The 25,577-nt window shown below is 65.1% G+C and carries 24 protein-coding genes and 1 pseudogene; 12 read left to right on the top strand and 13 right to left on the bottom strand.

What is annotated here, in order from left to right:
• Position 1 precedes the first annotated feature (1 nt).
• The 4 genes from ACSQ3Z_RS11440 to ACSQ3Z_RS11425 form a co-directional block, all read right to left on the bottom strand.
• Positions 2 to 1,396: a transaminase gene (locus ACSQ3Z_RS11440; RefSeq protein ID WP_436171372.1), complete on the bottom strand. Its 1,395-nt coding sequence runs from the start codon at positions 1,394 to 1,396 to the stop codon at positions 2 to 4.
• 162 nt (positions 1,397 to 1,558) lie between these two features.
• A complete protein-coding gene (locus ACSQ3Z_RS11435) occupies positions 1,559 to 3,046 on the bottom strand; it encodes an aldehyde dehydrogenase (RefSeq protein ID WP_436171371.1) in 1,488 nt (495 codons plus the stop codon).
• Positions 3,043 to 4,236, bottom strand: coding sequence for a cytochrome P450 (locus tag ACSQ3Z_RS11430; protein ID WP_436171370.1), 1,194 nt, complete (start codon positions 4,234 to 4,236; stop codon positions 3,043 to 3,045). Before ACSQ3Z_RS11430 ends, ACSQ3Z_RS11435 begins: the two co-directional genes overlap by 4 nt.
• Before the next feature lie 57 nt (positions 4,237 to 4,293).
• Entirely contained in the window at positions 4,294 to 5,739 is a 1,446-nt protein-coding gene (locus ACSQ3Z_RS11425) for an APC family permease (protein ID WP_436171369.1), read from the bottom strand.
• Between the two features lie 178 nt (positions 5,740 to 5,917).
• Between ACSQ3Z_RS11425 and ACSQ3Z_RS11420 the strand changes: the two genes are divergently transcribed.
• From ACSQ3Z_RS11420 to ACSQ3Z_RS11405, 4 genes are read left to right on the top strand one after another with little or no spacing between them, the layout of a single operon-like run.
• A complete protein-coding gene (locus ACSQ3Z_RS11420) occupies positions 5,918 to 6,691 on the top strand; it encodes an IclR family transcriptional regulator (protein ID WP_436171368.1) in 774 nt (257 codons plus the stop codon).
• 40 nt (positions 6,692 to 6,731) lie between these two features.
• A complete protein-coding gene (locus ACSQ3Z_RS11415) occupies positions 6,732 to 7,994 on the top strand; it encodes a Tm-1-like ATP-binding domain-containing protein (RefSeq protein WP_436171367.1) in 1,263 nt (420 codons plus the stop codon).
• Entirely contained in the window at positions 7,991 to 8,653 is a 663-nt protein-coding gene (locus ACSQ3Z_RS11410) for an HAD-IA family hydrolase (RefSeq protein ID WP_436171366.1), read from the top strand. The genes ACSQ3Z_RS11415 and ACSQ3Z_RS11410 overlap by 4 nt, the downstream gene beginning before the upstream one ends.
• Before the next feature lie 26 nt (positions 8,654 to 8,679).
• Entirely contained in the window at positions 8,680 to 10,032 is a 1,353-nt protein-coding gene (locus tag ACSQ3Z_RS11405; RefSeq protein ID WP_436171365.1) for an aminotransferase class III-fold pyridoxal phosphate-dependent enzyme, read from the top strand.
• Between the two features lie 140 nt (positions 10,033 to 10,172).
• Here ACSQ3Z_RS11405 and ACSQ3Z_RS11400 read toward each other — a convergent pair whose 3' ends face one another.
• Positions 10,173 to 11,042: a helix-turn-helix domain-containing protein gene (locus ACSQ3Z_RS11400; protein WP_436171364.1), complete on the bottom strand. Its 870-nt coding sequence runs from the start codon at positions 11,040 to 11,042 to the stop codon at positions 10,173 to 10,175.
• Positions 11,043 to 11,134: 92 nt separating this feature from the next.
• Here ACSQ3Z_RS11400 and ACSQ3Z_RS11395 point away from each other — a divergent pair, with 92 nt between their 5' ends.
• Positions 11,135 to 12,679 carry a 4-hydroxyphenylacetate 3-hydroxylase N-terminal domain-containing protein gene (locus ACSQ3Z_RS11395; RefSeq protein WP_436171901.1) on the top strand — a complete coding sequence of 515 codons (1,545 nt, stop codon included), beginning with the start codon at positions 11,135 to 11,137 and terminating at the stop codon, positions 12,677 to 12,679.
• 11 nt (positions 12,680 to 12,690) lie between these two features.
• Positions 12,691 to 13,200 carry a flavin reductase gene (locus ACSQ3Z_RS11390; RefSeq protein WP_436171363.1) on the top strand — a complete coding sequence of 170 codons (510 nt, stop codon included), beginning with the start codon at positions 12,691 to 12,693 and terminating at the stop codon, positions 13,198 to 13,200.
• Between the two features lie 54 nt (positions 13,201 to 13,254).
• On the opposite strand, the gene hpaR is transcribed toward ACSQ3Z_RS11390, so the two are convergent.
• A complete protein-coding gene (gene hpaR, locus ACSQ3Z_RS11385) occupies positions 13,255 to 13,659 on the bottom strand; it encodes a homoprotocatechuate degradation operon regulator HpaR (RefSeq protein ID WP_436171900.1) in 405 nt (134 codons plus the stop codon).
• A 239-nt stretch (positions 13,660 to 13,898) separates the two neighbouring features.
• Between hpaR and ACSQ3Z_RS11380 the strand changes: the two genes are divergently transcribed.
• The 5 genes from ACSQ3Z_RS11380 to hpaH are packed head-to-tail and all read left to right on the top strand — an operon-like array spanning position 13,899 to position 18,540.
• Positions 13,899 to 14,285: a 5-carboxymethyl-2-hydroxymuconate Delta-isomerase gene (locus tag ACSQ3Z_RS11380; RefSeq protein ID WP_436171362.1), complete on the top strand. Its 387-nt coding sequence runs from the start codon at positions 13,899 to 13,901 to the stop codon at positions 14,283 to 14,285.
• A 42-nt stretch (positions 14,286 to 14,327) separates the two neighbouring features.
• A complete protein-coding gene (hpaE, locus tag ACSQ3Z_RS11375) occupies positions 14,328 to 15,845 on the top strand; it encodes a 5-carboxymethyl-2-hydroxymuconate semialdehyde dehydrogenase (protein WP_436171361.1) in 1,518 nt (505 codons plus the stop codon).
• 16 nt (positions 15,846 to 15,861) lie between these two features.
• A complete protein-coding gene (gene hpaD / locus ACSQ3Z_RS11370) occupies positions 15,862 to 16,842 on the top strand; it encodes a 3,4-dihydroxyphenylacetate 2,3-dioxygenase (protein ID WP_436171360.1) in 981 nt (326 codons plus the stop codon).
• Positions 16,843 to 16,867: 25 nt separating this feature from the next.
• A complete protein-coding gene (locus ACSQ3Z_RS11365; protein ID WP_436171359.1) occupies positions 16,868 to 17,737 on the top strand; it encodes a fumarylacetoacetate hydrolase family protein in 870 nt (289 codons plus the stop codon).
• Entirely contained in the window at positions 17,737 to 18,540 is an 804-nt protein-coding gene (gene hpaH / locus ACSQ3Z_RS11360) for a 2-oxo-hept-4-ene-1,7-dioate hydratase (protein ID WP_436171358.1), read from the top strand. The genes ACSQ3Z_RS11365 and hpaH overlap by 1 nt, the downstream gene beginning before the upstream one ends.
• Before the next feature lie 327 nt (positions 18,541 to 18,867).
• On the opposite strand, the pseudogene ACSQ3Z_RS11355 reads toward hpaH, so the two are convergent.
• The 6 genes and pseudogenes from ACSQ3Z_RS11355 to ACSQ3Z_RS11330 all read right to left on the bottom strand — a co-directional run bounded on the left by ACSQ3Z_RS11355 (position 18,868) and on the right by ACSQ3Z_RS11330 (position 23,647).
• Positions 18,868 to 19,887 (bottom strand): annotated as a pseudogene (locus ACSQ3Z_RS11355) (isopenicillin N synthase family dioxygenase).
• A gap of 175 nt (positions 19,888 to 20,062) precedes the next feature.
• Positions 20,063 to 20,719 (bottom strand): methionine ABC transporter permease, encoded by a 657-nt coding sequence (locus ACSQ3Z_RS11350; RefSeq protein WP_436171357.1) that lies wholly within the window; start codon positions 20,717 to 20,719, stop codon positions 20,063 to 20,065.
• Positions 20,700 to 21,785: a methionine ABC transporter ATP-binding protein gene (locus tag ACSQ3Z_RS11345; RefSeq protein ID WP_436171356.1), complete on the bottom strand. Its 1,086-nt coding sequence runs from the start codon at positions 21,783 to 21,785 to the stop codon at positions 20,700 to 20,702. Before ACSQ3Z_RS11345 ends, ACSQ3Z_RS11350 begins: the two co-directional genes overlap by 20 nt.
• A gap of 83 nt (positions 21,786 to 21,868) precedes the next feature.
• Positions 21,869 to 22,723, bottom strand: a complete 855-nt coding sequence (locus ACSQ3Z_RS11340) for a MetQ/NlpA family lipoprotein (RefSeq protein WP_436171355.1) — start codon at positions 22,721 to 22,723, stop codon at positions 21,869 to 21,871.
• A gap of 24 nt (positions 22,724 to 22,747) precedes the next feature.
• On the bottom strand, positions 22,748 to 22,939 hold the full coding sequence (locus ACSQ3Z_RS11335) for a hypothetical protein (RefSeq protein ID WP_436171354.1): 192 nt from the start codon (positions 22,937 to 22,939) through the stop codon (positions 22,748 to 22,750).
• Positions 22,940 to 22,957: 18 nt separating this feature from the next.
• Positions 22,958 to 23,647, bottom strand: coding sequence for an SDR family NAD(P)-dependent oxidoreductase (locus ACSQ3Z_RS11330; RefSeq protein ID WP_436171353.1), 690 nt, complete (start codon positions 23,645 to 23,647; stop codon positions 22,958 to 22,960).
• A gap of 259 nt (positions 23,648 to 23,906) precedes the next feature.
• On the opposite strand from ACSQ3Z_RS11330, the gene ACSQ3Z_RS11325 reads away from it, so the two are divergent.
• Positions 23,907 to 25,022, top strand: coding sequence for an anhydro-N-acetylmuramic acid kinase (locus ACSQ3Z_RS11325; RefSeq protein WP_436171352.1), 1,116 nt, complete (start codon positions 23,907 to 23,909; stop codon positions 25,020 to 25,022).
• Here ACSQ3Z_RS11325 and ACSQ3Z_RS11320 read toward each other — a convergent pair.
• A complete protein-coding gene (locus ACSQ3Z_RS11320) occupies positions 25,019 to 25,444 on the bottom strand; it encodes a GNAT family N-acetyltransferase (RefSeq protein ID WP_436171351.1) in 426 nt (141 codons plus the stop codon). The two genes, ACSQ3Z_RS11325 and ACSQ3Z_RS11320, sit on opposite strands and share 4 nt — an antisense overlap.
• Positions 25,445 to 25,577: the final 133 nt, after the last annotated feature.

Here is a 25,577-nt window from a genome sequence, read left to right as displayed (position 1 = left end):
CTCAGATGACACCCGCGCCACGCACGAGTTCGACGAAGCGCGCGAACACTTCGGTGTGGCGGTCGACATCGGCCTCGGTGGTGGCCGGGCACATCAGGAACATGGTGTGGAAGGGCGTCACCAATATGCCCTCGTTCATGTAGAAGGCGTGCAGCAGCGTCTCGAGATCGCCGCGCCGGCTGGCGATGACATCGGCGCCATTCCGCGGCGGATTGGGCATTAACATGATCTCGGCGCGGGCGCCGATCTGCGTCACGTGCCAAGGCAGACCATTCGCGGCGATGACCTTCCGCGCGGCCTCGGCCAGCCGCGAGGCATTGGCGATCATGATCTCGAAATTGGCTGGGGTCAGCACCTCTTCCAGCACCGCGCGCATGGTGGCGACGGTGAGCGCGTTGCCGGCCAGCGTGCCGCCGATGCCGAGATGCGCCGACTGGCGCACGCGCGGATTGACCATCGGCACGATCGTCCACAATCGCTCGGCGATCTCCCGCGAAACGCCGAAGATGCCGGCGGGGATGCCGCCGGCAATGGCCTTGCCGGCAACGAGAATGTCCGGCTCCAGCCCATGCTCGGACGAATAGCCGCCGGGTCCGCCGGAGATGGTGTGCGTCTCGTCGATGACCAGCACCGTGCCGGTACGGCGGGTGATCTCGCGCAGGGCGGTGTGAAAACCGTCGGCGACCGGGATCATGCCGAAATTGGTCATCAGCGGCTCGGTCAGCACGCAGGCGACGTCGCCCGCCGACAGTGCCTGTTCCAGCGCGCCGACATCGTTGAACTCGACCACTTTTGAGACGGCCGAATGGTCGACGCCATTGGGATGGATCATGTTGCGCAGGCCAACGCGGCCGTCGCGGATTTCGACATGCGCCTCTTCGACGCCGCCATGGTAGCAGCCGGAGAAGACCAACACCTTGTCGCGGCCGGTGATCATGCGGGCGATGCGGATGGCGCCGCGATTGGCGTCAGTGGCCGAGGTGGTCAATGTCCAGTAGGGCAGGCCGAAGCGCCGCTGCAATTCGGCGCCGACCCACAGGCTGTCCTCGGTGGGCAGCATCATCGTCGCGCCGTTCTGCAATTGGCGCACCGCGGCACGTGTCACCGCCTCCGGCGCGTGGCCGCACATGCCGCCAGTGTCGCCAAGAGCGAAGTCGACATAGTCGTGGCCATCGATGTCCCTGATGTGGGCGCCCTTCGCCTCGGCGGCATAGACCGGAAAGCCGCCGGCCCAGCGCCGCATCCAGTGCGAGGGCCCGCCATAGAGGAAATGCTGCTTGCCCTCCTCCCAGGCCGCCGCCGAGCGCGGATGCGTCTGGCGAAAACGCTGCTGCTCGCGGTCGAGCAGGTCGCCGATTGTCGCTGAATGCAAATCATTTTTGCTGGCAGCCATCATGGCGCAAATCTCCCTTTGTGCGCCATCGTTTCATGACGCGAGCTGGTTATCGAAAGCGCTCTAGAGCGGTTCGGCTTTTGATAGAAACGCTGCCCCGCTCTAAGTATTTGTTTTCACGCAATTCCGGACGGAAAACCGCTACGCACTTTTCCTGGAATTGCTCTAGAGCGCGATCCAGGCGGTCTTCAGATCGGTGTATTTGTCCAGCGCGTGCAGCGACTTGTCGCGGCCGAAGCCGGACTGCTTGACGCCGCCGAGCGGCACGGTGATGTCGGCGCCGCCATAGGTGTTGACGTGGACGACGCCGGCATTGATGGCGCGGACCATGCGATGCGCGGTCGACAGGTTCGACGTCCATACTGCCGAGGCGAGGCCATAGACGGTGGAATTTGCGAGGCTCACCGCCTCTTCCTCGGTGTCGAAGCGCATGACGCCGAGCACCGGCCCGAACACTTCCTCGCGAGCGAGTTGCATGTCTTGAGTCACGTTCTCGAATATGGTCGGCGCCATGTAGCTGCCGCCGGTCTCGGTGAGGATGCGTTCGCCGCCGGTGACGAGGCGGGCGCCCTCCTCCGCCGCCCTGGCGACGAAGCCGAGATTCTTGTCGAGCTGCTCGGCGCTCGACACCGCGCCGATGTCGCTCGCCAGATCGAGCGGGTCGCCGACCTTCAGCCGGGTGGCCGCCTTGAGCAGCTCGTCCATGAAGCGGTCGTAGATCGACGACTGGACGAGCAGACGCGAGCCGGCGACGCAGACTTGTCCGGAATTGCGGAAGATGCCGTTGGCCGACACGGTCGCCGCCTGCTTCAGGTCCGGCGCGTCGGCAAAGACGATGTTGGGCGACTTGCCGCCGAGTTCGAGGAAGACGCGCTTCAGATTGGAGCGAGCCGCGTATTCGAGCAGCCGCCGGCCGACCACGCCAGAGCCGGTGAAGGCGATGGCGTCGACATCCATGTGCAGGCCGAGCGCCTCGCCGGCGACCGCGCCGCGCCCGGTGACGACGTTGAGCACGCCGGCGGGAAGCCCGGCCTCGGCGGCGAGTTCAGCCAGCCGCAGAAGCGTCAGCGAAGCGATCTCCGGCGGCTTGACGACGATGGAGTTGCCGGCGGCAAGCGCCGGCGCGATCTTCCAGGCGCCGATCATCAGCGGGAAATTCCAGGGCACGATGACGCCGACGACGCCAAGCGGCTCCTTGTGGATCAGGCCAAGCACGTTGTCGACCGTCGGCGCGATCTCGCCATAGACCTTGTCGATCGCCTCGGCGTAGTAGCGGATGGTGCCGGCGGCCGACAGCGGCTCGGCCTTGTAGGCCATGCCGATCTCGGTGCCATTGTCGCGCACGCCGAGCACGGCGAGTTCGTCGACATGCTTCTCGACAAGCTCCGCGAACTTGGTCAGCACCTTCTTGCGAAAGGCCGGGGCGGAGCGCGACCACGAACCTTTCTCGAACGCCTTGCGCGCCGACGTCACGGCACGATCGATGTCGGCGGCATTGCCGTCGGCGATGCTGGCGAACGGACGGCCGTCGATCGGCGACGTTACCGGCAGCGTCGCACCGCTCATGCCTTCGGTCCGGGCGCCATCGATGAACAGGCCTCGCGCGCCGATCTCGACTTTGCGCAGCGTGTCGATGGCATTCTGGTTGATCATTGGTGACTGACTCCCAGGGAAACATGCAGTGTGGTTGGCGCCCGGAACTCCCAGCCGCGGAAGACCGGTTCCTTGCCCGGCACCAGCCGCAGGTCCGTGAAGCGCTCGAGCAAAAGCCTTACCGCAAGGCACATCTGCTCGCGCGCGAAAAACCGGCCCGAACAGAAATGATGGCCAAAACCGAAGGCGGCGTGGTTGCCCTCGTCGCGATGGATGTCGAAACGGTCGGGATCGGAGAAACGGCTTTCGTCGCGGCTTGCCGAAGAGACAAGTGCTGCGACCGGCGCGCCGGAAGGAATGGTTACACCGCCGACCTCGACCGCGCGCGTCGTCTGGCGCGTCTGCGTGCCGATCGGCGCGACCCAGCGCAAGCCTTCGTCGACGGCCTTTGGCACCAGGGTCTCCGGATCGTCGAGGACCTGCCGCAATTGCTCGGGATGCGAAAGCAGGCCGGCGAGGATGGAGCCCGCGCCATGACCGGGTTCCTGCATGCCGCCAAGCAGGATCACCTTGATGCTCGGCATCAGGAAGTCGATCGGACGCGTTTTGCCCGCCGGCATTCCATCATGCAGCATGTGCGACAGGGCGGAGTCGTCGGGCTCGCGGACTAGCCTTTCCAGTGTCGGCAGGATGGCGGCACCGACCTCGGCGCTGATCGCATCGGCGATGTCCTGCCGCTTCGGATCGTTCTCGAAATTGATGGCGCCCTGGGCAAGGCCATAGAACCAGCGCCGCAAGGTCGGCATGTCGATGTCGGTCAGGCCAAGCGAGCGCGCCAGGCTGAGCGTCGAGACCGGTTCGAAATAGTTGGCCATCAGTTCGGCCGAGCCCTGTTCGGCGATCCGGTCGAGATAGGGTTGGGCGATCGAGCGCACCAGGTCGCCGGCATAGGAAGCGACGGTGCGCGGCCGGTATTTAGGGTCGACGCCCTGGCGCAGATCCCTGTGAACATCGCCGTCGGTCGTCAGGATGGTCGGCTTGCCGAACGAGCGCTCGACCGGAGATGTCCCGACGACGGCGGAGAAGATGTCCGGCGACTTGGCGACGGTCTCGACGTCTTTCCAGCGGGTGACGAACCAGAGGTTGACCGCCGGCACGAAAGCGACGGGCGCGCTGCGCCTCAGTTCGGCATAGATCGGATACGGATCTGCTTCCAGCGCCTCAACGGTGATGCTCTCGGCAAAGCTCAACGCCGCTACTCCCCTTGCGGTGAAGACGGGGCGGCGTCATGCGCCGCCCTGTTTGTTTCAGTCCTTCAAAGGCTGTCCAAGCCCAGCGAAGGCAACCGGGTCACGGCTCTTCAAGGCGCTGGCCAGCACAAGGCCGACTACGGCCGCGATCAGCACCAGCGCCGGCAGGAAGACGCCGAGGAAGCCGCCCGCGCCGGACAGGCTGCCGAAATTGATGACGATCAGGTAGATGATGATGACGAAGGCGATGAAGGTCAGCCCCGGCAGGATGGTGGTTTTCAGCGCGTTTTCCTGGCTGGACGGATTGGCCCGGAAGAACATCACCACGGCGAGCGAGGCGACCGCCATCATCACGATGACGCCGAGCGTGGCGACATTGGTCAGCCACGAAAACAGCGCCAGCACCGGATCGAGGCCAAGCACGGCGAAGAGCCCGACGACGACAGCCGCAAGCACGCTCTGGATGACCGAAGCGACATGCGGGCTCTGGTGCGTCGAATGCGTCACGCCGATCGTCTGCGGCAGGAGTTTCTCGCGGCCGGAAACATAGATGTAGCGGGCGACCGCATTGTGGAACGCCAGCACGCCGGCGAACAGGCTCGACACGAACAGGATGCTCATGGCGTGCGAGAGCATCGTTCCGGCATAGCGGTCGGACAGGCCGAACAGGAAGGTGGTCGGATCCTGAAGCCCCTGCAGATCAGGCAGCAGCTTGTCGACGCCGGCGCCGACGGCCATCAGCCATGCGGTGACCATGTAGAAAACGCCGATCAGGACGACGGAGAAATAGGTCGCCCGCGGAATGGTGACCTTGGGGTCACGTGCCTCTTCGGCATAGATCGTGGTCGCCTCGAAGCCGATGAAGGCGGCAAAGCAGAACAGGATGGCGATCGCCGGCGCACCGCTGGTGATCTGGCTCCAGCTGAAGGGCGCGGCCGACAGTCCGCTGTCGCCGCCGGTCTTGAGGATCGCCAGGTCGAGGATCAGCACCACCACATATTCGGCGAGCACCAGCACGGTCAGGATCTTGGCCGACAGGTCGACCTGCCGGTAGCCGAGCACGGCGACGATGGCGATGGCGATGAAGCTCCAGACCCACCAGGGCAGGTTGATGCCCCAGCCGGCGAACAGTCCGGCGGTCGCGGCACCGAGAAGGCCCATGACGCCGATCTGCATGGCATTGTAGGACAGGATGGCAATCAGCGCGGTGGCGCCGCCGGCGAGACCGCCAAGGCCGCGCGCGGCGTAGGCATAGAAGGCGCCTGCATTGCCAACATGGCGCGACATGGCGACATAGCCGACCGCGAACAAAAGCAGCAGCAGCGTCACGATGAGATAGGTGCCGGCAAAACCGGCGCCGTTGCCCATCAACATGCCGAGCGGCGTGCCGCCGGCAACGGCCGTCAGAGGCGCCGCGGCCGAGATCACCATGAAGGTGATGGCGCCAACGCCAAGGCTGTTCTTCCTCAGCCGGTTTGCTTCGCCGGCTACAATTGTCGTCATCTTACCCTCCAATTCCGCGCTGCGGAAACCAAGTGTCCCTGAGATGCCGAGGCCTTCTGGCGGGCCCGATGTTCATTTCACTATTTGCAACGGCATTTCGAATATAGACTTGCAAAGGAAGGCGCTTCCTGTCAAGTTAATTCGCACGTTAAGTATCTATGGGAGGTTCGGAAACCAGATGAGCACGGTGGCCAAGGCCATTTCCCTGCTGGAAATGCTCGGTCGCGGCGAGCCCGAACTGGCGCTGGCCGACCTCGCCCGGCATGCCGGCTTCGACAAGGCGACAACACGCCGGCTGCTGCTCTCGCTTATGGAACATGGGCTGGTCGAGCAGGACGAAGGCACGCGCCGCTACCGGCTCGGCGCCGGTCTCGGTCGGCTGGCACTGATGCGCGAGGCGCAGGTTCCGTTCCTGCGGACGGCAGCGCCGCTGGTCGAGGCGCTGGCCACCGAGACTGGCGAAACGGTGCATCTGTCGGAATATTCCAAGCGCGGCCTGATCACCGTCCATGTCGTCGAATCGGCCAAGGCCAACCGCGTCAGCGTGGCGCTCGGCGAATTCCTGCCGATGCACGCGACCGCCTCGGGCATTGCCTTCCTGGCCTTTACCGAAGACCGCATCCGCGACACCATTCTCGCGGGCCCGCTGCCGGCCTTCACGCCGTTCACCGTGTCCGGTGCTGCCGCGCTGGCCGAACAGGTTGCAGCGGCGCGTGCGCGCGGCCATTCGATTGGCTCGCAGGGTTTCGAGGAAGGCGTGCAGAGCGTCGCCGCGCCGATCCTCGGCGCCGACGGTTTCGCCATCGGCACCATTGCCATTGCCGCGCCGCAGGTGCGCGTTCTGGAGGGCGATATCGCACGTTACGGCGCAAGCGTCGCGGACGCGGCGCGCAGCATCGGCGAGCGGCTTGTCGGACGGCGTAGCCTGCCGGACCGCAGGCGCGCATCATGACGCAGGCGCCCATTATGATCATTCAGCGAGGAGACTGACGTTGGAGGACAAACGCCGAATCCTGGTTATCGGCACCGGCGACACCAAGGCCGACGAGCTCTTGTTCATGCGTGAGCGCATCGAGGCTGTCGGCGGTGTCGCCGTGATGATGGATGTCAGCGTGCTCGGCGATCCGCCCTACCGGCCGGAGCACGACAAGCATGCCGTGGCCAAAGCGGCAGACACGACGATCGCGGCGATCATCGCCAGCGGCGACGAGAATTCGGCGATGACGCTGATGGCGCTCGGCGCCTCGCGGCTTGCGCGCGCGCTTCACGACAAGGGCGAAATCGACGGCTTCATCGCGCTCGGTGGTTCGATGGGCACCGACCTTGCGCTCGACGTCGCCCTGGCGCTGCCGCTCGGCGTGCCGAAATTCGTCGTCTCGACCATTGCCTATTCGCATCTGCTGCCGCCGCAGCGGATCGCGACCGATTTGATGATGATCCTGTGGGCGGGTGGGCTTTATGGCCTCAACAGCGCCTGCAAGGCGGTGCTGTCGCAGGCCAGCGGCGCGGTGGTCGGCGCGGCTCGGGCCGTCGTCGAGCCGGACCAGGCCAGGCCGCGGATCGGCATGAGCTCGCTCGGCAAGAGCTGCCTGCACTATATGGTGACGCTCAAGCCGGAGCTGGAAAAGCGCGGCTATGAGGTGATCGTCTTCCACACCACCGGCATGGGCGGACGGGCGCTGGAAGCGATCGCCGCGCAGCGCGGCTTCGTCGCCGTGATGGATTTCAGCCTGCAAGAACTCGCCAATCATCTCGCCGGCTCGGTGGTGAGTTCAGGCGCCGACCGGCTGGAGAACGCCGGGCGGCAAGGCATCCCGCAGATCGTAGCACCGGGCGCCGTCGACATGGTGGATTTTCCGACATGGCAAGCGGTACCAACCCGCTTCATCGAGCGCCCCTACCACGCCCATAACCGGCTGCTCGCCTCGGTGACCTCCGACGGCGCGACGCGCCAGGAGATCGCGCGCGCCATCGGCGAGAAGCTCGCCGCCGCAACCGGGCCGACCGCCTTCATCCTGCCGGCGGGCGGCATCCAGCAATGGGACCAGCAGGGCGAGCCGCTGTACGAGCCGGACGCGCTGACGGCGTTCGTCGACGAGATGCGCGCCAGCGTGCCTGCGAATGCCGAACTGCATGAGATCGCGGGGCATATCAACGACGCCGCCTTCAGCGCCAAGGCGCTGGAGATCTTCGACCGCTGGGTCGCCGATGGCATCATTCCGCCGGGCGCGCCGGCAGGAGAGCAAGCCGCATGAGCGGGCCGAATCCACAGGCGCTGGTGCTCGATTTCGGCGGTGTCGTCACCCGCACGCTGTTCGAAACGCACGCGCTGACCGAACGCGCGTTGGGGCTGGCCCCCGGCACGCTCGACTGGCGCGGGCCGTTCGAACCTGCATCCGACCCTTTGTGGCGCGCCATGCAGGCCGACGAGATCAGCGAACGCGACTACTGGAAGACGCGCACGCGCGAGGTCGGCCGGATGGTCGGCGAAGACTGGGACGACATGTCGACCTTCGTGCAGCGGGCGCGCGGCGCAGATCCGCAAGCGGTGGTGCGGCCGGAGGCGGAACGAGCGATCCGGACTGCGCATGAAGCCGGCATCAGGCTCGCCATCCTCTCCAACGAACTCGACCTGTTCTACGGCAGCAGCTTCCGCGAGCGCCTGCCGCTCTTGTCGCTGTTCGAGACAATAGCCGACGCCACCTACACCCACATCCTCAAGCCGGATCCGCGCGCCTATGCGATGGTGAGCGAAGCGCTGCATCTGCCGGCCAGCGCTTGCGTCTTCGTCGACGACCAGAAGCGCAATGTCGACGGCGCGGTCGCAGCCGGAATGCTGACGGTGCATTTCGACGTCGCCGAGCCGGCGCGAAGCTATGCCGAGGCGCTCGGCCATTTTGGCCTTGCAGCCTGACAATTCAAGAAACGGAGTTTCCACCGATGCGCGACATCAACTTCCTCACCGAGAACAACGCCAAGCCGATCTGGCACCCGATGGCGCATCCGGCCGAGATGCGCGCGACGCCGCCGAAAATCATCATGAAGGGCGACGGCGTGTCGGTGACCGACGTCGATGGCCGCACCGTGCTCGACGCGGTCGGCGGCTTATGGAACGTCAACCTCGGCTACAGCTGCGATCCGATCAAGAAGGCGATGGCCGCGCAGCTCGACGCCCTGCCCTATTATTCCGGTTTTCGCGGCACCTCGACCGGACCGTCGATCGAGCTTGCCTACGAGCTCTGCGACTGGTTCGCGCCGGAGGGCATGGTGCGGGCCTTCTTCACCTCGGGCGGATCGGATTCGGTGGAAACGGCGCTGCGGCTTTCAAGGCAATACTGGAAGATCCGCGGCCAGGGTGACCGGACGAAATTCCTGGCGCTGAAGAAGGGCTATCACGGTACGCATTTCGGCGGCGCCTCGGTCAACGGCAATGCCAATTTCCGTCGCAACTACGAGCCGCTGCTGCCGGGCGTTTTCCACACGCCGGCGCCGTGGACCTACCGCAACCCGTTCGACGAGACCGACCCGGCGAAGCTGGCAAGACTCTGCGCGCGGGCGATCGAGGAGGAGATTGCCTTCCAGGGCGCCGACACCATCGCCGCCTTCATCATGGAACCGGTGCTCGGGGCCGGCGGCGTCATCGTTCCGCATGAGAGCTTCATGCCGCTGGTGCGCGCCATCTGCGACCGCCACGACATATTGCTCATTGCCGACGAGGTGGTGACCGGCTTCGGGCGCACCGGCGCCTGGTCGGGCTCGCGTCTGTCGGGCGTCAAGCCCGATTTCATGACCATCGCCAAGGCGATCACGTCGGGCTATTTCCCGCTCGGTGCCACGCTGATCGGCGCCAAGGTCGCCGAGGTCTTCGAAGCCGACAAGACCAGCTTCGGCGCCATCGGCCACGGTTACACCTATTCCGGCCATCCGGTCGGCTGCGCGGCCGGGCTGGCCGCACTGGCCGAGACCAAGCGGCTGGCCGTCAACGAAAATGCGGCGGCGCGCGGTATCGAGCTCGGCAAGGCGCTGGAGGCGCTGAAGGCCAAGCACGCGCTGGTCGGCGACGTGCGCTACCAGGGCCTGATGGCGGCGCTCGAGCTGGTCTCGGACCGCGCCGCCAAGAAGCCGGCCGACAAGAAGACCCTGGCTGCCGTCGCCGAAGCTGCCTACCAGGCCGGCGTCATGCTGCGCGTCTCGGGTAACACGGTCATCCTGTCGCCACCGCTGGTAATCTCGGCGGCCGACGTGGCGAAGATCGCGGAGGCGTTGGATGCGGGACTGGCTGCTGCGGCGTAAGTGAGTAGTGAGTAGTGAGTAGTGAGTAGTGAGTAGTGAGTAGTGAGTAGTGAGTAGTGAGTAGTGAGTAGTAGAAATGAACTCCAGCTCTGGGCGCTTGGTCATTCTCTCGTTATTCACTGTTCACTACTTACTATTTACTACTTACTACTCACTCTTTCCCGCCGCCACGCCGCCGGCGACAGGCCGACTGCCTGGCGGAAAAAGCGCGAGAAATAGGCGGGGTCGTTGAAGCCGGTCTCGTAGGCGATGTCCTCGACCGGGCGCACGGTGAACAAGAGCAGCCGCTTGGCCTCGACCAGCCGCCGTTCGCCGATCGCCTGGCGCACGCCCGCCCCCAGCACCTGGCGCGCCGCTCTGTCGAGCAGATGGCGCGTGGTGCCGAGTGCGGCGACATAGCGCTCGACCGGCCAGTCGTCGCGAAAGTGCCGGTCGATCAGCCTTCTCAGCCGCCCGCCCAGCGCCACCGTAGCCGGCAGGGTGACGGCATGCGATTCCGCATCAAGACGGGCGATACCCGACAGCGCCACGGCGATCAGCGGCGGCAGGATTTTGTCCATGCCGGGCAACCTGTCGGCATATTCCGCCTGGATCATCCTGACCGTATCGCCCAACCTCTCCCACAGTGCCGTCTCACCGCGCCCGGTGACGAAGACCGGCTGGTCGAGCGGCAGCGCGGACTGCTCGGCGATCGAGGCAAGTGCTTCATCGGCGACCGAAACGACGATGGCATCGGTGCCCGGTTCGATGCTGAAGCCGTGCACCACGCCGCTCGGCATGAAGCTCACCGTCGGCGCCGAGAAACTCCAGGTCTTGTCCTCGATCCTGTAGGTGCCGCTGCCGCCGGTCCAGTAAGTGATCTGCGCCATCTGCGGATGCTTGTGCGCCAGCACTTGGCCGCGATGAACGGCTGCGCGAGCAAGGACAGTCTCGACATGCAGGAAGCCGACATCAAGCGCCCGCGCGGGCTCGCCATAGACGAAGAATTCGGGGATGCTGGCCTGGCTCATGGTGCCGGAAAAAGTCCAAGTGGTTTTGGTCTTTCGTCCATAAACCATTACATCGCGTCGGGCTACTGTTGGACGATCAAGGGAGGATCATGATGCGATCGGAAGATTTCCGGGCCGACACGAAACGGCCGTTCACAGGCGCCGAATATCTCGACAGCCTGCGCGACGGGCGCGAGGTCTACATCAATGGCGAGCGCGTGGCCGACGTCACCACGCATCCGGCGATGCGCAACTCCGCCCGTTCGCTCGCCCGGCTCTACGATGCCTTGCACGACCCGGCGCGGCAGGCGGTGCTGACCTCGCCGACCGACACCGGCTCTGGGGGCTACACGCACAAATATTTCCGCGTCGCCCATTCCGCCGCCGAGCTCGCCCAGCAGCAGACGGCGATCGCCGACTGGTCGCGCATGTCCTACGGCTGGATGGGGCGCACGCCCGACTACAAGGCAGCGCTGATGAACACGCTCGGCGCCAATGCCGAGTGGTACGGCCCGTTCAAGGATAATGCGCTTGCCTGGCACAAACGGGCCCAGGAAGCCGCCCTGTTCATGAACCACGCCATAGTCAACCCGCCGATCGACCGCCACAAGCCGGCCGAGGCCGTCAAGGACGTGTTCGTGCACATCACCAAGGAGAGCGATGCCGGCATATGGGTGTCCGGCGCCAAGGTGGTGGCGACTTCGTCGGCGCTGACCCACTACAATTTCCTGGCGCAGAGCTCGGCGACGGTCACCGAGGATCCATCGCTGTCGGTGATGTTCATCGTGCCGATGAACGCGCCGGGGATAAAGATGTTCTGCCGCGTCTCCTACGAGCAGACCGCCAACACGGTCGGCCAGCCCTTCGACTACCCGCTGTCGTCACGCTTCGATGAGAACGATGCGATCCTGGTGCTGGACAATGTCTTCGTCCCCTGGGAGGACGTGCTGGTGCTGCGCGATGCGCAAAAAATCCTGTCCTTCCATCCGGCGTCGGGCTTCATGCACGGCTACTGCTTCCAGGGCTGCACGCGCTTTGCCGTCAAGCTCGACTTCCTCGCCGGCCTGCTCGCCAAGGCGCTGCGCGCCACCGGCGGCGACGCCTTCCGCGGCAACCAGGCGGCACTCGGCGAAGTGATCGCGCTGCGCCACATGTTCTGGAGCTTTTCCAACGCCATGGCGCACAACCCGATCCCGTGGGCGAGCGGTGCGGTGCTGCCCAATCTGGAAGCGGCGCTCGCTTACCGCACCTTCATGTCGGAAGCCTATCCGCGCGTCATCGACACGGTGCGCCGGGTGATCGCCTCGGGGCTGATCTATTTGCCGTCCTCGGCAAAGGATTTCGACAATCCCGAGATCAACAAGTACCTTGCCCAATATGTGCGCGGCTCGAACGACATGGGCCATGTCGAGCGCATCAAGATCATGAAGCTTTTGTGGGATGCGACCGGCACCGAGTTCGGCGGCCGCCATGCGCTCTACGAGCTCAACTATGCCGGCGCGCCGGAAGAGGTGCGGCTGCAGGTGCTGAAGGGCGCCGAGCGCAGCGGCCGTCTGAAGGCGATGGAAGAGCTGGTCGACACCTGCATGGCCGATTACGACGAAAAGGGCTGGACCGGCGACACCTGGCTACCGCCGCTGCCGGCCGGCGCAATCTGAGGAGGCCGGCCATGGAGGCGCAGGTCTCGAGACTGGAATTCCGCGATGCCATGGCGCGGGTCTGCGCGCCGGTCAACATCGTCACCACGGACGGTCCGGCAGGCCGCGGCGGCTTCACCGCTACCGCCATGTGCAGCGTTTCCGACGATCCGCCGACGCTGCTCATCTGCATGAACGAACGCTCGGCGCAGGCCGGACTGTTCCTTGCCAACCGGCGCTTCTGCGTCAACGTGCTGACGCAGGCCCATATGCACCTGGCGGCGAAGTTCGCCGGTGCGATCCGCGACATGGCCGAGCGCTATGGTTCCGCGCGCTGGCAGACGATGCCCTCCGGCATGCCGGCGCTGCTCGACGCCATCGTCAGCTTCGATTGCGAGATCGGCGAGGTGAACCGGGTCGGCACGCACAATGTGATGTTCGGCCGCGTCGTCGACATCCGCCACGGCAGCGACGAGGCGGCGCTGCTCTATGTCGGGCGCAACTACATGCAGCCGAGCGCGCTGGGCAGTTTTGGGGGGTGAGGAGCGGTCCGCGCAGCGGATGAACGCCCGGAGCCTGCGACGGGCCGGCCAGCGCTAATCGGGTAGCGTCTCCGACTGGATCAGGCTTTCGAGCAGGTCGAGCAGGCGCTCGTGCTGTTCGGCCCCATAGCGCTTTTCGATCGCGTCGTAGATGGCGATGCGTTCGGGAGACAGGTCTTCGATCAGCGCAAGGCCGGCCGGGCTGATGGCGAGGAGCGCCCGGCGGCCGTCGTCCTTGACCTTGTTGCGGGAGATGAACTGCCGCTCTTCCATCGCCTTGATGATGCGGGTGAGGCTTGGCGGCAGGATCGAGGCGCGGTTGGCGAGTTCGGTCGCTTCCAGCGGCCCGGCCTCGGCAAGAACGCGCAGCACGCGCCATTGCTGTTCGGTGATGTCGTGGCGGGCAAGCATCGGCCGGAAATGCGCCATGATCACTTCGCGGGCGCGCAGAAGAGCCATCGGCAAGGAGCGGCGGGTGCTGGGCGGTAGCAAGGTCAGGTCTCCTGAAATTCCAGTTCCAGTTCCGACTCGCAATGCGAATGAGACGCGGATCGCAGCTATATCCGCGATTTTGCCGGGGGCGGCAATCCCGACACCGGGGCGTGGGTCCTGACAAAGAACGGCGCTTGACATTCGATCGCCAAGATGTAATTCACATGTTAATTACAAAAGACCGGCGACGCCGGCGGAGGAAACCCTTGCCGCACATGGCGATTGAATATTCCGCGAATCTCGACGCCAAAGTCGACATGGGCGCGCTTTGCGCGCTGGTGTCGCGCACCATCCTCGAGACCGGCCTGTTCGAGCCGGGCGCGGTCAGGGTGCGCGCCTTCCGCGCCGAAGCCTATGCGATCGCCGACCGTCTGCCGGAGAACGGCTTCATCGACATGAACTTCCGCATCGGCAAGGGCCGCAGCGCCGAGGAAAAGAAGCGCACCGGCGAGGCGATCTTCGCCGCCGTCTCGGAGCATCTCGCATCGCTGTTCACAACGCCGCATTTCGCGCTCTCCCTGGAGATCCGCGAGATCGACGCCGAACTGAACTGGAAGAAGAACGCCATCCACCCGCGGCTACGTGGCAAGTAACTGGGCGGCAAGTGAGCAGGCGGCAGAGAACAGGAAAGACCCATGGCGGCATTGGACGACAATCTGCGGAAGGCCGAAGCCTATCTCGAGCGCTTCAGAAGCACGGGCGTGCTCAACCAGATCGGCGGCGAGGCTGTCGAAGCCGCCGAAGGCTCGACCTATGAAACGATCTCGCCGATCGACCTGAAGCCGCTCGCCAGGGTGGCGCGTGGCAAGGCTGAAGACATCGACCGCGCCGCCAAGGCGGCCAAGGCGGCTTTCCGCGACTGGGCGGCGATCTCCGGCGATGCCCGCAAGAAGCTGCTGCACAGGATCGCCGACGCCATCGTCGCGCGCGCGGAAGAAATCGCCTTCGTCGAATGCATGGACACCGGACAGTCGCTGAAGTTCATGGCCAAGGCGGCCCTGCGCGGCGCGGAAAATTTCCGCTTCTACGCCGACCGCGCGCCGGAGGCCCGCGATGGCCGCACGATCCGCGCGCCGAACCAGGTCAACATGACAACGCGCGTGCCGATCGGCCCGGTTGGCGTCATCACGCCGTGGAACACGCCGTTCATGCTGTCGACCTGGAAGATCGCGCCGGCGCTCGCCGCCGGCTGCACCATCGTCCACAAGCCGGCGGAACTGTCGCCGCTGACGGCGCGGCTGCTGGTCGAGATCGCCGAGGAGGCCGGCTTGCCGAAGGGCGTGTGGAACCTCGTCAACGGTTTCGGCGAGGACGCCGGCAGGGCGCTGACCGAACATCCTGATATCAAGGCGATCGGCTTCGTCGGCGAAAGCCGCACCGGCTCGATGATCATGAAGCAAGGCGCGGACACGCTGAAGCGCGTGCATTTTGAGCTCGGCGGCAAGAACCCGGTGATCGTCTTCGCCGATGCCGATCTGGAGCGCGCGGCCGACGCCGCCGTTTTCATGATCTATTCGTTGAACGGCGAGCGCTGCACCTCGTCGTCACGCCTGCTGGTCGAGGAAGGCGTCTACGACAAGTTCACCGCGTTGGTGGCGGAGAAGGCCAAGCGCATCAGGATCGGCCATCCGCTCGATCCCGAAACCGTGGTCGGCCCGCTGATCCATCCGGTGCACGAGGAAAAGGTGCTGTCCTATATCGAGATCGGCAAGTCGGAAGGTGCCGTTGTCGCAGCCGGCGGCACCAAGTTCGCCGGTCCGGGCGGCGGCTGCTATGTCAGCCCGACGTTGTTCATCGGCGCCACCAACAAGATGCGCATCGCCCAGGAAGAAATCTTCGGGCCGGTGCTGACCGCGATCTCGTTCAAGGACGAGGCCGAGGCGCTGGCTTTAGCCAACGACACGCAGTACGGCCTGACCGGCTATCTCTGGACCTCCGACGTCACCCGCGCCTTCCGCTTCACCGATGCGCTCGACGCCGGCATGATCTGGGTGAATTCCGAGAATGTGCGCCACCTGCCGACGCCGTTCGGCGGCGTCAAGAGCTCGGGCATCGGTCGCGACGGCGGCGACTGGTCGTTCGACTTCTACATGGAAACCAAGAACATCGCGTTCGCCACGGCGCCGCACTCGATCCAGAAGCTCGGCGGCTGACCGGAGACCCTAAAAGATGCCCTTGCCCACACCCAATCTCTACCCGGCGTTCAATATCGTGCGGCTGAGCCATGTCGAGCTCGCCGTCACCGACCTTGCAAAATCCCGCGCCTTCTATGTCGATACGCTCGGCCTGCAGGTGACGGACGAAACCAGGGACGCCATCTATCTGCGCGCGATGGAAGAACGCGGCCACCACTGCATCGTGCTGCGGAAAGGCGCGACAGCGGAAGCCCGCGACCTCGGCTTCAAGCTGTTCTCCGACGAGGACCTCGACAAGGCCGAGCACTTCTTCAAAAACAAGGGCCTGCCGGTGGAATGGGTCGAGCGGCCCTATCAGTCGCGCACATTCCGCACGCGCGACCCGCACGGCATTCCGCTCGAATTCTATTCGAAGATGGAGCGGCTGCCGCCGATCCATCAGAAATATGCGCTGTACAAGGGCGTCAAGCCGCTGCGCATCGACCACTTCAACTGTTTCTCGCCCAACGTCGATGAATCGGTGGCGTTCTACAACGAGCTCGGTTTTCGCGTGACCGAGTACACCGAGGACGCCGAGACCGGAAGGCTGTGGGCCGCCTGGACGCACCGCAAGGGCGGCGTCCACGACATCGCCTTCACCAACGGCATCGGCCCGCGCCTGCACCATGTCGCCTTCTGGGTGCCGACGCCGCTCAACATCATCGACCTGCTCGATCTGATGGCCACCACCGGCTGGCTGCCGAACATCGAGCGCGGCCCCGGCCGGCACGGCATCTCCAACGCCTTCTTCCTTTACATCCGCGACCCCGACAACCACCGCATCGAGATCTACTGCTCGGACTACCAGACGGTCGATCCCGATCTCGAGCCAATCAAATGGGACCTCAAGGATCCGCAGCGCCAGACGCTATGGGGCGCGCCGGCACCGAAGAGCTGGTTCGAGGAAGGCAGCACCTTTGCCGGCGTCGAACCACGCAAGTCCGACCTGGCGGCCTCGCCGATCGTGGCGCCGTGACGATGGCTAACCGCAGGGGGAACCCATGAGCACGCCACGGCTCGCCACCTTCACCGTCGGCGGCAAGGCACGCTATGGCGCGATCACCGACAAAGGCGTCGTCGACCTCTCGTCACGCCACGCACAATGGCCGACATTGCGCGAAGTCATCGAGGCCGGCGCCTTGCAGCGCCTGGCCGAGGAGGCCGACGCCTTCGCCGCTGATTTCCCGCTCGACGCCATTGCCTACGAAATCCCGGTCCCCTCGCCGGAAAAGATCATCTGCGTCGGCGTCAATTTTCCCGACCGCAACGAGGAGTACAAGGACGGGCAGGCCGCACCCTCGAACCCGTCGCTGTTCATCCGCTTCCCGCGTTCCTTCGTCGGCCATGGCGCGCCGCTGGTGCGGCCGCCGGAATCGCCGCAGCTCGACTATGAGGGCGAGATCGTCATCGTCATCGGCAAGGCCGGCCGGCGCATTGCCGAAGCCGATGCGCTCGGCCATATCGCGGCACTTTCGCTCTGCAACGAAGGCACAATCCGCGACTGGGTGCGCCACGCCAAGTTCAACGTCACCCAGGGCAAGAATTTCGACCGCACCGGTGCGATCGGTCCGTGGCTGGTGCCGTTCACCGACGAGGCGCAGATCGCCGACATCGCACTCACCACGCGTGTCAATGGCCAGGTCCGGCAGCAGGACCGCACCAGCCGCATGATCTTTTCCTTCCGCAAGATCATCAACTACGTCTCGACCTTCACCACGCTGGTCCCCGGCGACATCATCGTCACCGGGACGCCGACCGGCGCCGGCGCCCGTTTCGAGCCACCGATCTGGCTGAAGCCAGGCGACGTCATCGAGGTCGAAGCGGACGGCATCGGCCTGCTCCGCAACGGCGTCGTCGACGAGAGGGCCTGATGATGACGCCTGACCAGGTCGAAGACGCCGCCGCAAGGCTGTTCGAGGCCGAGCGCGACCGGCGCCAGGTCAGGTTGCTCAGCCTCGACTTTCCCGAGGCGACGATGGACGACGCCTATCTTGTGCAGTCAGCCCTGGTAAAGCGGAAGATCGCGTCAGGCCTGACGATCAAGGGCTGGAAAATCGGCCTGACCTCGAAGGCCATGCAGTCTGCGCTCAACATCGACATTCCCGATTCCGGCATTCTGTTCGACGACATGTTCTTCGACGATGGCGGCACCGTTCCCGCCGGCCGTTTCATCCAGCCGCGCATCGAGGCCGAGATTGCCTTCGTCATGAAGGCGCCGGTCTCAGGCCCGGACGTGTCGATCGACCACGTGCTGGACGCCACCGATTACATCACGCCGGCGCTGGAGATCCTCGACACCCGTATCGAGCGCATGAACAAGGAAACCGGCAAGATCAGGACCTTCTTCGACACGATCTCCGACAATGCCGCCAATGCCGGCATCGTCATCGGCGGCCGCGCGGCCGGTCCGCGCGAGGCCGATCTGCGCTGGATCGGCGCCATCCTGTCGCGCAATGGCGAGGTCGAGGAGACGGGCCTCGGCGCCGGCGTGCTCGACCATCCGGCCAAGGGCATCGCCTGGCTGGCCAACCGGTTGCACCAATACGGCATGCAGATTTCGGCCGGGCAGGTGGTGCTGTCGGGATCGTTCGTGCGTCCGGTGGAAGCGCGCCATGGCGACAGGATCCTCGCCGACTTCGGTCCGTTCGGAACGATCAATCTTTCCTTCGCCTGATCGGCGCGGCCCCTCTTGCTTTGACGCAATTCCGGACGGAAAACCGCTGCACACTTTTCCTGGAATTGCTCTTTTGTTTTGACGCAATTCCGGACGGAAAACCGCTGCACACTTTTCCTGGAATTGCTCAAAAGAAAAAGGCCGGGCGCGAAAGCGGCCCGGCCAAAAATGAAGGTCAAACCTTCAGAGGGGAACACCGTTCGGGGAATGGGAGGAAACCGCCGAACGATGCGTCTTATGTGGGCTTGCCCAGGCGCATTTGCGACGAACAAAATTCCAAAAAACGAGCCGATGGCGAAAAATTCGGCTCCATTGCGGTTGCAGCCGTCAGCCGGCCGCAGCAGCTGTTTCCAGCAGGTCGGCATAGTGCCGCTTCGCCACATCGGGATGCGAGCGCAGCCGGCTTTTCAGCACATTGGTTCCGACATCGCGAAACAGCGGATTGTCGGGATCGCTGGCCGGCCCGCGCGCTTCCGCGGCCAGTTCCTCGGGCAGGTTGAGTAGCGGGATCGTCGCATCGAGACGGGCGCTGAAGAAGAACGGAACGGAAATCCGCTCGACACCGGGCGGCGGCGTTACGACGCGGTGGACGGTCGCCCGGAGATAACCGTTCGAGGCCAGTTCGAGCAGCTCGCCGATGTTGACCACCAGCGTCTGCCGGATCGGATCGACATTGACCCAGCTGCCGTCATATTCGACCTACAGCCCCTTGGTCTCGTCCTGCAGCAGCAGGGTTAGGAAGCCGCCGTCCTTGTGCGCGCCGACGCCCTGGTCGTCGCCGGTCGCGTCACGGCCGGGATAGCGCACGATCTTCATGCGGTGGTTGGGTTCGTCGCGGTAGATCGGATCGAAAGCGTCCTCGGCCTGGTCGAGCGACAGCGCAAAGGCCTTCAAAAGGCGGATCGCCACCTCGGTCGCCCTCGCCTGCCATGCCAGCAGCGCCGGCTTCAGCTCCGGCAGCGCAGCCGGCCATTGGTTCGGTCCCTGCAGCCGCGTCCAGGCGGGAACGCCAGGACCTTGCGGGATGGTCGGGCGCTCGACGCCGATGTCGAGCTGCTCGCGCCAGTCGGCCTTGCCCTTGGTCAACTCGCCGCCGGCGCGCGTATAGCCTCTGAATTGTGAGGATCTGACCATTTCGATGGCCAGCTTGTCGGCCCCCGGCAAGGCAAAGAAGCGGCGCGATGCATCGAGCACGTCGGTGATCTCCGAAGCCGAAATGCCGTGGCCCCTGAGATAGAAGAAACCGACATCCCGCGCCGCCGTGCGCAGGTCGAACAGAAAGGTCCGGCGCTCCGATGCACCCTGTTCGAGACGGTCGAGATCGAGCACAGGGACGATTCTGGGCATGGTCAGGCTCCTTCTACGGGGCGTTGCGCCTGACCGCCACGGTGGCATGCAGGCCTCTGCGATCCAAGCGACGGACGATCCAAACTCGACGCCGATGGGAGAACGTCGGCCTGCATTTTGCCGCCGGCGGGCAAAGAACGTCCGAACGGATACCCAACCTGCTCGCGTCCGGCGGTCATGCGCGGTGGTCCAGCTTGGCGACCAGCCGGTCCCCGACCCACTGGATGCCGCAGACCAGGATGATGAGCACGATGACGACCGCGACCATGACACTGGTCTCGAAGCGCTGGTAGCCATAGCGGATGGCAAGGTCGCCCAGCCCGCCGGCGCCGATGGCACCGGCCATGGCAGAAGCGCCGATCAGCGTCACCAGCGTCACCGTGAATCCGGCGACGATGCCGGGCAGCGCCTCCGGCACCAGCACCTCGCGGATGATCGTCCAGCGGTTGCCGCCCATGGCGCGTGCCGCCTCGATCAGCCCGTGATCGACCTCGCGCAGCGACACTTCGGCGATGCGGGCATAGTAGGGCGTGGCGGCGATCGACAGCGGCACGATGGCCGCCCAGGTGCCGATCGAGGTGCCGACGATCAGCCGCGTCACCGGGATCAGCGCCACCAGAAGGATGATGAAGGGCACTGAGCGGAAGCCGTTGATGATGGCACCGAGCGCGCGGTTCACCCACAGGCTTTCGGCGATGCCGCCGCGATCGGTGGTGACCAGCGCCAGGCCGAGCGGCAGGCCGAAGACCAGCGAGATGAGGCCGGACGCCCCGGTCATCAGGACCGTCTCCCAGATCGAACGAATGAGAAGCTCAAACAGAACCGGCGACATGGCCAAGCACCTCCACCCGCCCCTGCCGGGCTTTCAGGAACGCGATCACTTCCGACAGATGACTTTCGTCGTTGCCTGCCACCGCCAGGAACAGCGTGCCGACGGGCTGCTGCTGGACATGGTCGATGCCGCCATGGACGAGGCGGAACGGACCCGGCAGGGCTGCGGCAAGGTCCGATAGCAGCGGGGCTCGCGCGGCCTCGCCGGCGATGTCGATCCTGAGGATCGTCTCCGCACCGGTTCCCGGCACAAGCCGACTGGCGATCTCGTCCGGCAGTTGCGGACGGATGCCGCCGAGCAGGCTTTTGGTGATTTCCGAACGCGGGTCGGCAAAGACCGACCAGACCGGGCCTTGCTCGACGATGCGCCCGGCGTCGATCACTGCCACGCGGTCGGCGATCGAACGGATCACCTCCATCTCATGAGTGATCAGCAGGATCGTCAGGCCGAGCTGGCGGTTGATATCCTTGAGCAGGGCCAGGATGGAGCGCGTCGTCTCCGGGTCCAGCGCCGAGGTCGCCTCGTCGGACAGCAGCAGCGCCGGGCGCGCGGCGAGTGCCCTGGCTATGCCGACACGCTGCTTCTGGCCACCCGACAGCGAGGCCGGATAGGCCTTCGCCTTCTCCGACAGGCCGACGAGGTCAAGCAACTCGGCCGCGCGCGCCAGCCGCTCCGCCCTGGGCCGACCTTCGATCTTCAGCGGCAGCGTCACATTGTCCTCGACGGTCTTGGCCGACAGAAGGTTGAAGTGTTGGAAGATCATGCCGATGCGCCGCCGCAGCGGCTGCAGCTCGCGCTCGCCGAGCCGGCTGATCTCGCGGCCCTCGACGAACACCTCGCCGGAATCCGGCCGCTCCAGCCCGTTTAGGCAACGGATGAGCGTCGACTTGCCGGCGCCGCTGCGGCCGATGATGCCGAGGATCTCGCCCTTGCGCACCGTCAGCGAGACGCCGTCGAGCGCCGGCGTTGCGCCGAAGCGCCGCTTCAGGTCGGTGAGACGGACGACATCTTCCGAAGCTGTGGAATAGGCCCGATCCGCCACTTCAGCTGTGACATGCTGGTTCATCTCTGTTTCCGTCTCAGTGTTCCGCAAATGCGATGGCGGCCCGCTCCGGGGCGGACCGCCTGTTTCTGCAAGCCATGCGCTGATCAATAGGCGCTGATCCCGGTGCCCTTGTAGACCTTGTCGAACTCAGCCTTGACCGTCTCGTTCTGGTAGGCAGCGACCAGCGTCTTCACCCAGGGCTCGTTCTCATTGCCGGCCTTGACCGCGATGAAGTTGCGGTAGGGATTGTCGGCCACCGGCTCCTGGGCGATGCGGTTGTCGGGGCCGAGGCCGCTTTTCAGCGCCCAGTCGGTGTTGACCACGGCGGCGTCGAGATCCTCGACCGAGCGCCCGACAATGCCGGCATCGAGTTCCTTGATGACGACCTTCTTCGGGTTCTCGGCGATGTCGGCGGTGGTCGCCAGGATGCCGGTGCCGTCCTTCAGCTTGAGGACGCCTTCGTTCTGCAGCACGCGCAGCGCCCTGCCTTCATTCGATGGGTCGTTGGGCAGGCCGATGACGGCGCCCTCGGGCAGGTCGGCGACCTTGGCGTATTTCTTGGAATAGAGGCCGATCGGCCAGACGCCGGTGTAGCCGACCGGGACGATGTGATAGCCCTGCGTTTTGATCTGGTTGTCGAGATAGGGCTTGTGCTGGAAGGCATTGGCGTCGATCTCGCCGCGCTCCAGCGCCTCGTTGGGCTGGGTGTAGTCGTTGAAGACGACGGTCTCGATCGTCAGGCCTTTTTCGGCGGCCTGGGCCACGACGACGCGCCAGACATCCTCGTCCTCGCCGCTGATGATGCCGACCTTGATCGCCTTCTTGTCCTCGGCGAAGGACAGTGTCGGCGCGGCCAAGGCAACAATGGCAAGCGCCGAAGCCAGAAGCGCGGCAAGACCTGCGCGCCTGGTGACAGATGTTGAAACGAAAGGCTTAAAGGCGTTTCCGCGTTCGGACATGATGCGTTCCTTGCAATGCTGAAGTCATATCGGCCAGGCGGGATGCGAAGCCTTGATGACAGGATCGGCAATGCTGCGCTTCCGATCAAAGAACCGCTTTTCTTCTTCAACGCGAAGCAGGGAATATTCTCTCAAAGATTTTGCGACAGCGAGCACGCCTGCCAGTGTGTGGCACAATGCAGGCGGCGAGTGACAGGCGCTGTGCAGAATCGCCATACCGGCTTTGGCCTAAGATCAGAACGTCTCGACCCAGGGCCGCAGTTCGACTTCAAAACTCCAGGCGCTGCGGTGCTGGCGGTGGGTCGCGAGATAGGCCTCGGCGATGGCGTCCGGCGACAGCCGGCGATCCGGCCGGTCGGGCTCGTCGGCCTGTCCCGGCGGTTCGATCTGACCGTCGATGATGAAATGCGCGACATGGATGTTCTTCGGTGCCAGTTCGCGGGCCATGGACTGCGCCAGCCCGCGCAGGCCGAACTTCGGCATGGCAAAGCCCGCCGAGCCCGGAAATCCCTTGAGGCTGGCGGTGGCGCCGGTGAACAGGATCGAGCCGGAGCCGCGCGCCAGCAGCCGGCGCGCCGCCTGCTGGCCAACCAGGAAGCCGCCATAGGCGCCGACCAGCAGTGCCTGTTTGACGGCGTCGGGATCGAGCTCAGCGATCGGTCCGCGCGTGCGCCCGCTGGCGTTGAACACCGCAAGCGCTAGCGCGCCGGCCGTGTCGGCGGTCTCGAACAGGCTTGCGACGGAGGCCGGATCGGCAACGTCGGTTTCGACGGCCAGTGCTCCGGTCTCGTCGATCAGCGGGGCGAGCTTGTGGGTGTTACGGGCGGCCAGAACGACGAGAAAACCCTCTTTGGCGAGAAGACGCGCGAGCGAAGCGCTCAAGCCCTGTCCTGCGCCTGCTATCACTGCGACATCGGATGCCATGATTTTTTCCTCCTTGGTAGCTTCCGGCGGAAGCATTTCGCCAGACGCTGCTCGCAGGGTCGCGCCTTCGCAGGCGACAGGCAAGAGATGGCGTTGCTGCCGTTGTTGAGCCAGACAGTCGCAGAAACCAAAATACCGGTTCCACCGGCAACGGGCTGTGGATTGACTTCGACAAAGACGACGCTGGACCTTGCCCGCCAGCCGGAAGCATCCGACACGTCTTCTCGACTGCGGCGATCTCGCCAACGGAGTTCGAACCATGCAACCAATCTGGGCCGTCGGCCTGATGACCGGCACCGTGCTTGACGGCAATATCGACGTCGCGCTGATCAAGACCGACGGCGAGCGGATCGCCGATTTCGGCACCTACCGGCTGGCGCCCTACCCCGCGTCGATCCGCACCTTGCTGGAGGAGACGCTGCGCCAGGCGCGGGTGTGGAATTTCACCGGGCCGGAACCGGCGATCTTCCGCGAGGCGGAGGAGGCGCTGACGCGGGCGCAATCGGCGGCGGTGAAAAACCTGGTCGAAAGCTACGGCCTGACCATGGCCGATATCGGCGTGGTCGGCTTCCACGGCCAGACCGTGCTGCATCGCGCCCCGCAACCCGGCCGGCTCGGTGACACCCGCCAGCTTGGTGACGGTGGGCTCATGCATTCGATCCTGGGGACCAAGGTCGCCTATGATTTCCGTTCTGCCGATGTGCGTGCCGGCGGGCAAGGCGCGCCACTGGCGGCCGCCTATCACACCGCACTGCTGCGCGCGGCGGATGCCAGCGGCGACATGGCGGTGCTCAATCTCGGCGGCGTCGCCAACATCACCTGGTGGGACGGCAAGGACAATGTCGTGGCCTTCGACACCGGCCCGGCCAACGCGCCGCTCAACGACTTCATCAAGGCGAAGGGGCTCGGCGACATGGACCGCGACGGCGCCCTGGCCCGCGCCGGCACGGTGGACGAAGCGCGGCTGGCCAAGCTGCTTGAGCACCCCTATTTGACCAAGCCCTATCCGAAATCGCTCGACCGTTTCGACTTCGGTGCGGCGATAGCCGACGGGCTCAACGCCGAGGATGGCGCGGCAACGCTGACGGCCTTCACCGCCGCCGCCGTCGGCAAGGCGCTCGATCTTTTGCCGCATCGGCCAAAGAGACTGGTGGTCAGCGGCGGTGGCCGCCACAACCCGACGATGATGGCGATGCTCGCCAGCCGCGCCGGCGTCGAAGCCGTGCAGGCCGAAACTCTGGGCTGGAAGGGCGACGCGGTCGAAGCCGAGTGTTTTGCTTTCCTCGCGGTGCGCGTGCTGCGCGGCCTGCCGATCAGTTTTCCGAGCACGACCGGCGTGCCGCAGCCGATGCGTGGCGGACGGCTGGCGGGTTAGCCAGCCAGCTTCTTCTGCAGGAAGATGCGGCTGCGGCCGATGGGAAAGTCGGGCAGTGTGCCGAACGGCTGGTAGCCTTGGCGCTCATAGGCCTTGGCTGCTTTCGGATTGAAGGTGTCGATCCAGGCGCCGTGACAGCCGCGCACGATCGCTTCACGCTCGGCAGCCTCCAGCATGTGGCCGGCCATGTGCTGGCCGCGCAGCCTTTCGTCGACCCACAGCCATTGCACGAAAAGCCAGCCCCAGGCGGTATAGCCCGAGATGCCGGCGACGACCTTGCCGCCTTCGTCGCGCACGAAGACGGCGAGCGCCTTGCGCCTGGAAGCGCCGACATCGCTGTCGTTGAAGGCCGTCAGCCGCTCGCCCAGAAAGGCGAGCTCTTCCGGCAAGGGATCGGCGGTGGTCTCAAGCGTCGTCTTCATGGCGGGCTCGAGCGGTTCACCGTTTCGCGGAAACGCAGAACCGCTCTCTCTTTGTTTTGACGCAATTCCGGACGGAAAACCGTTTCACACTTTTCCTGGAATTGCTCTGGCTCGGTTGTCGGCCAAGCCTTAT

The organism is Mesorhizobium sp. LjNodule214 (assembly GCF_964252735.1).
Lineage (GTDB): Bacteria > Pseudomonadota > Alphaproteobacteria > Rhizobiales > Rhizobiaceae > Mesorhizobium.
The sequence above is the reverse complement of the archived record's forward strand: the minus strand, read 5'-3'. Positions and strand labels throughout refer to the sequence as shown.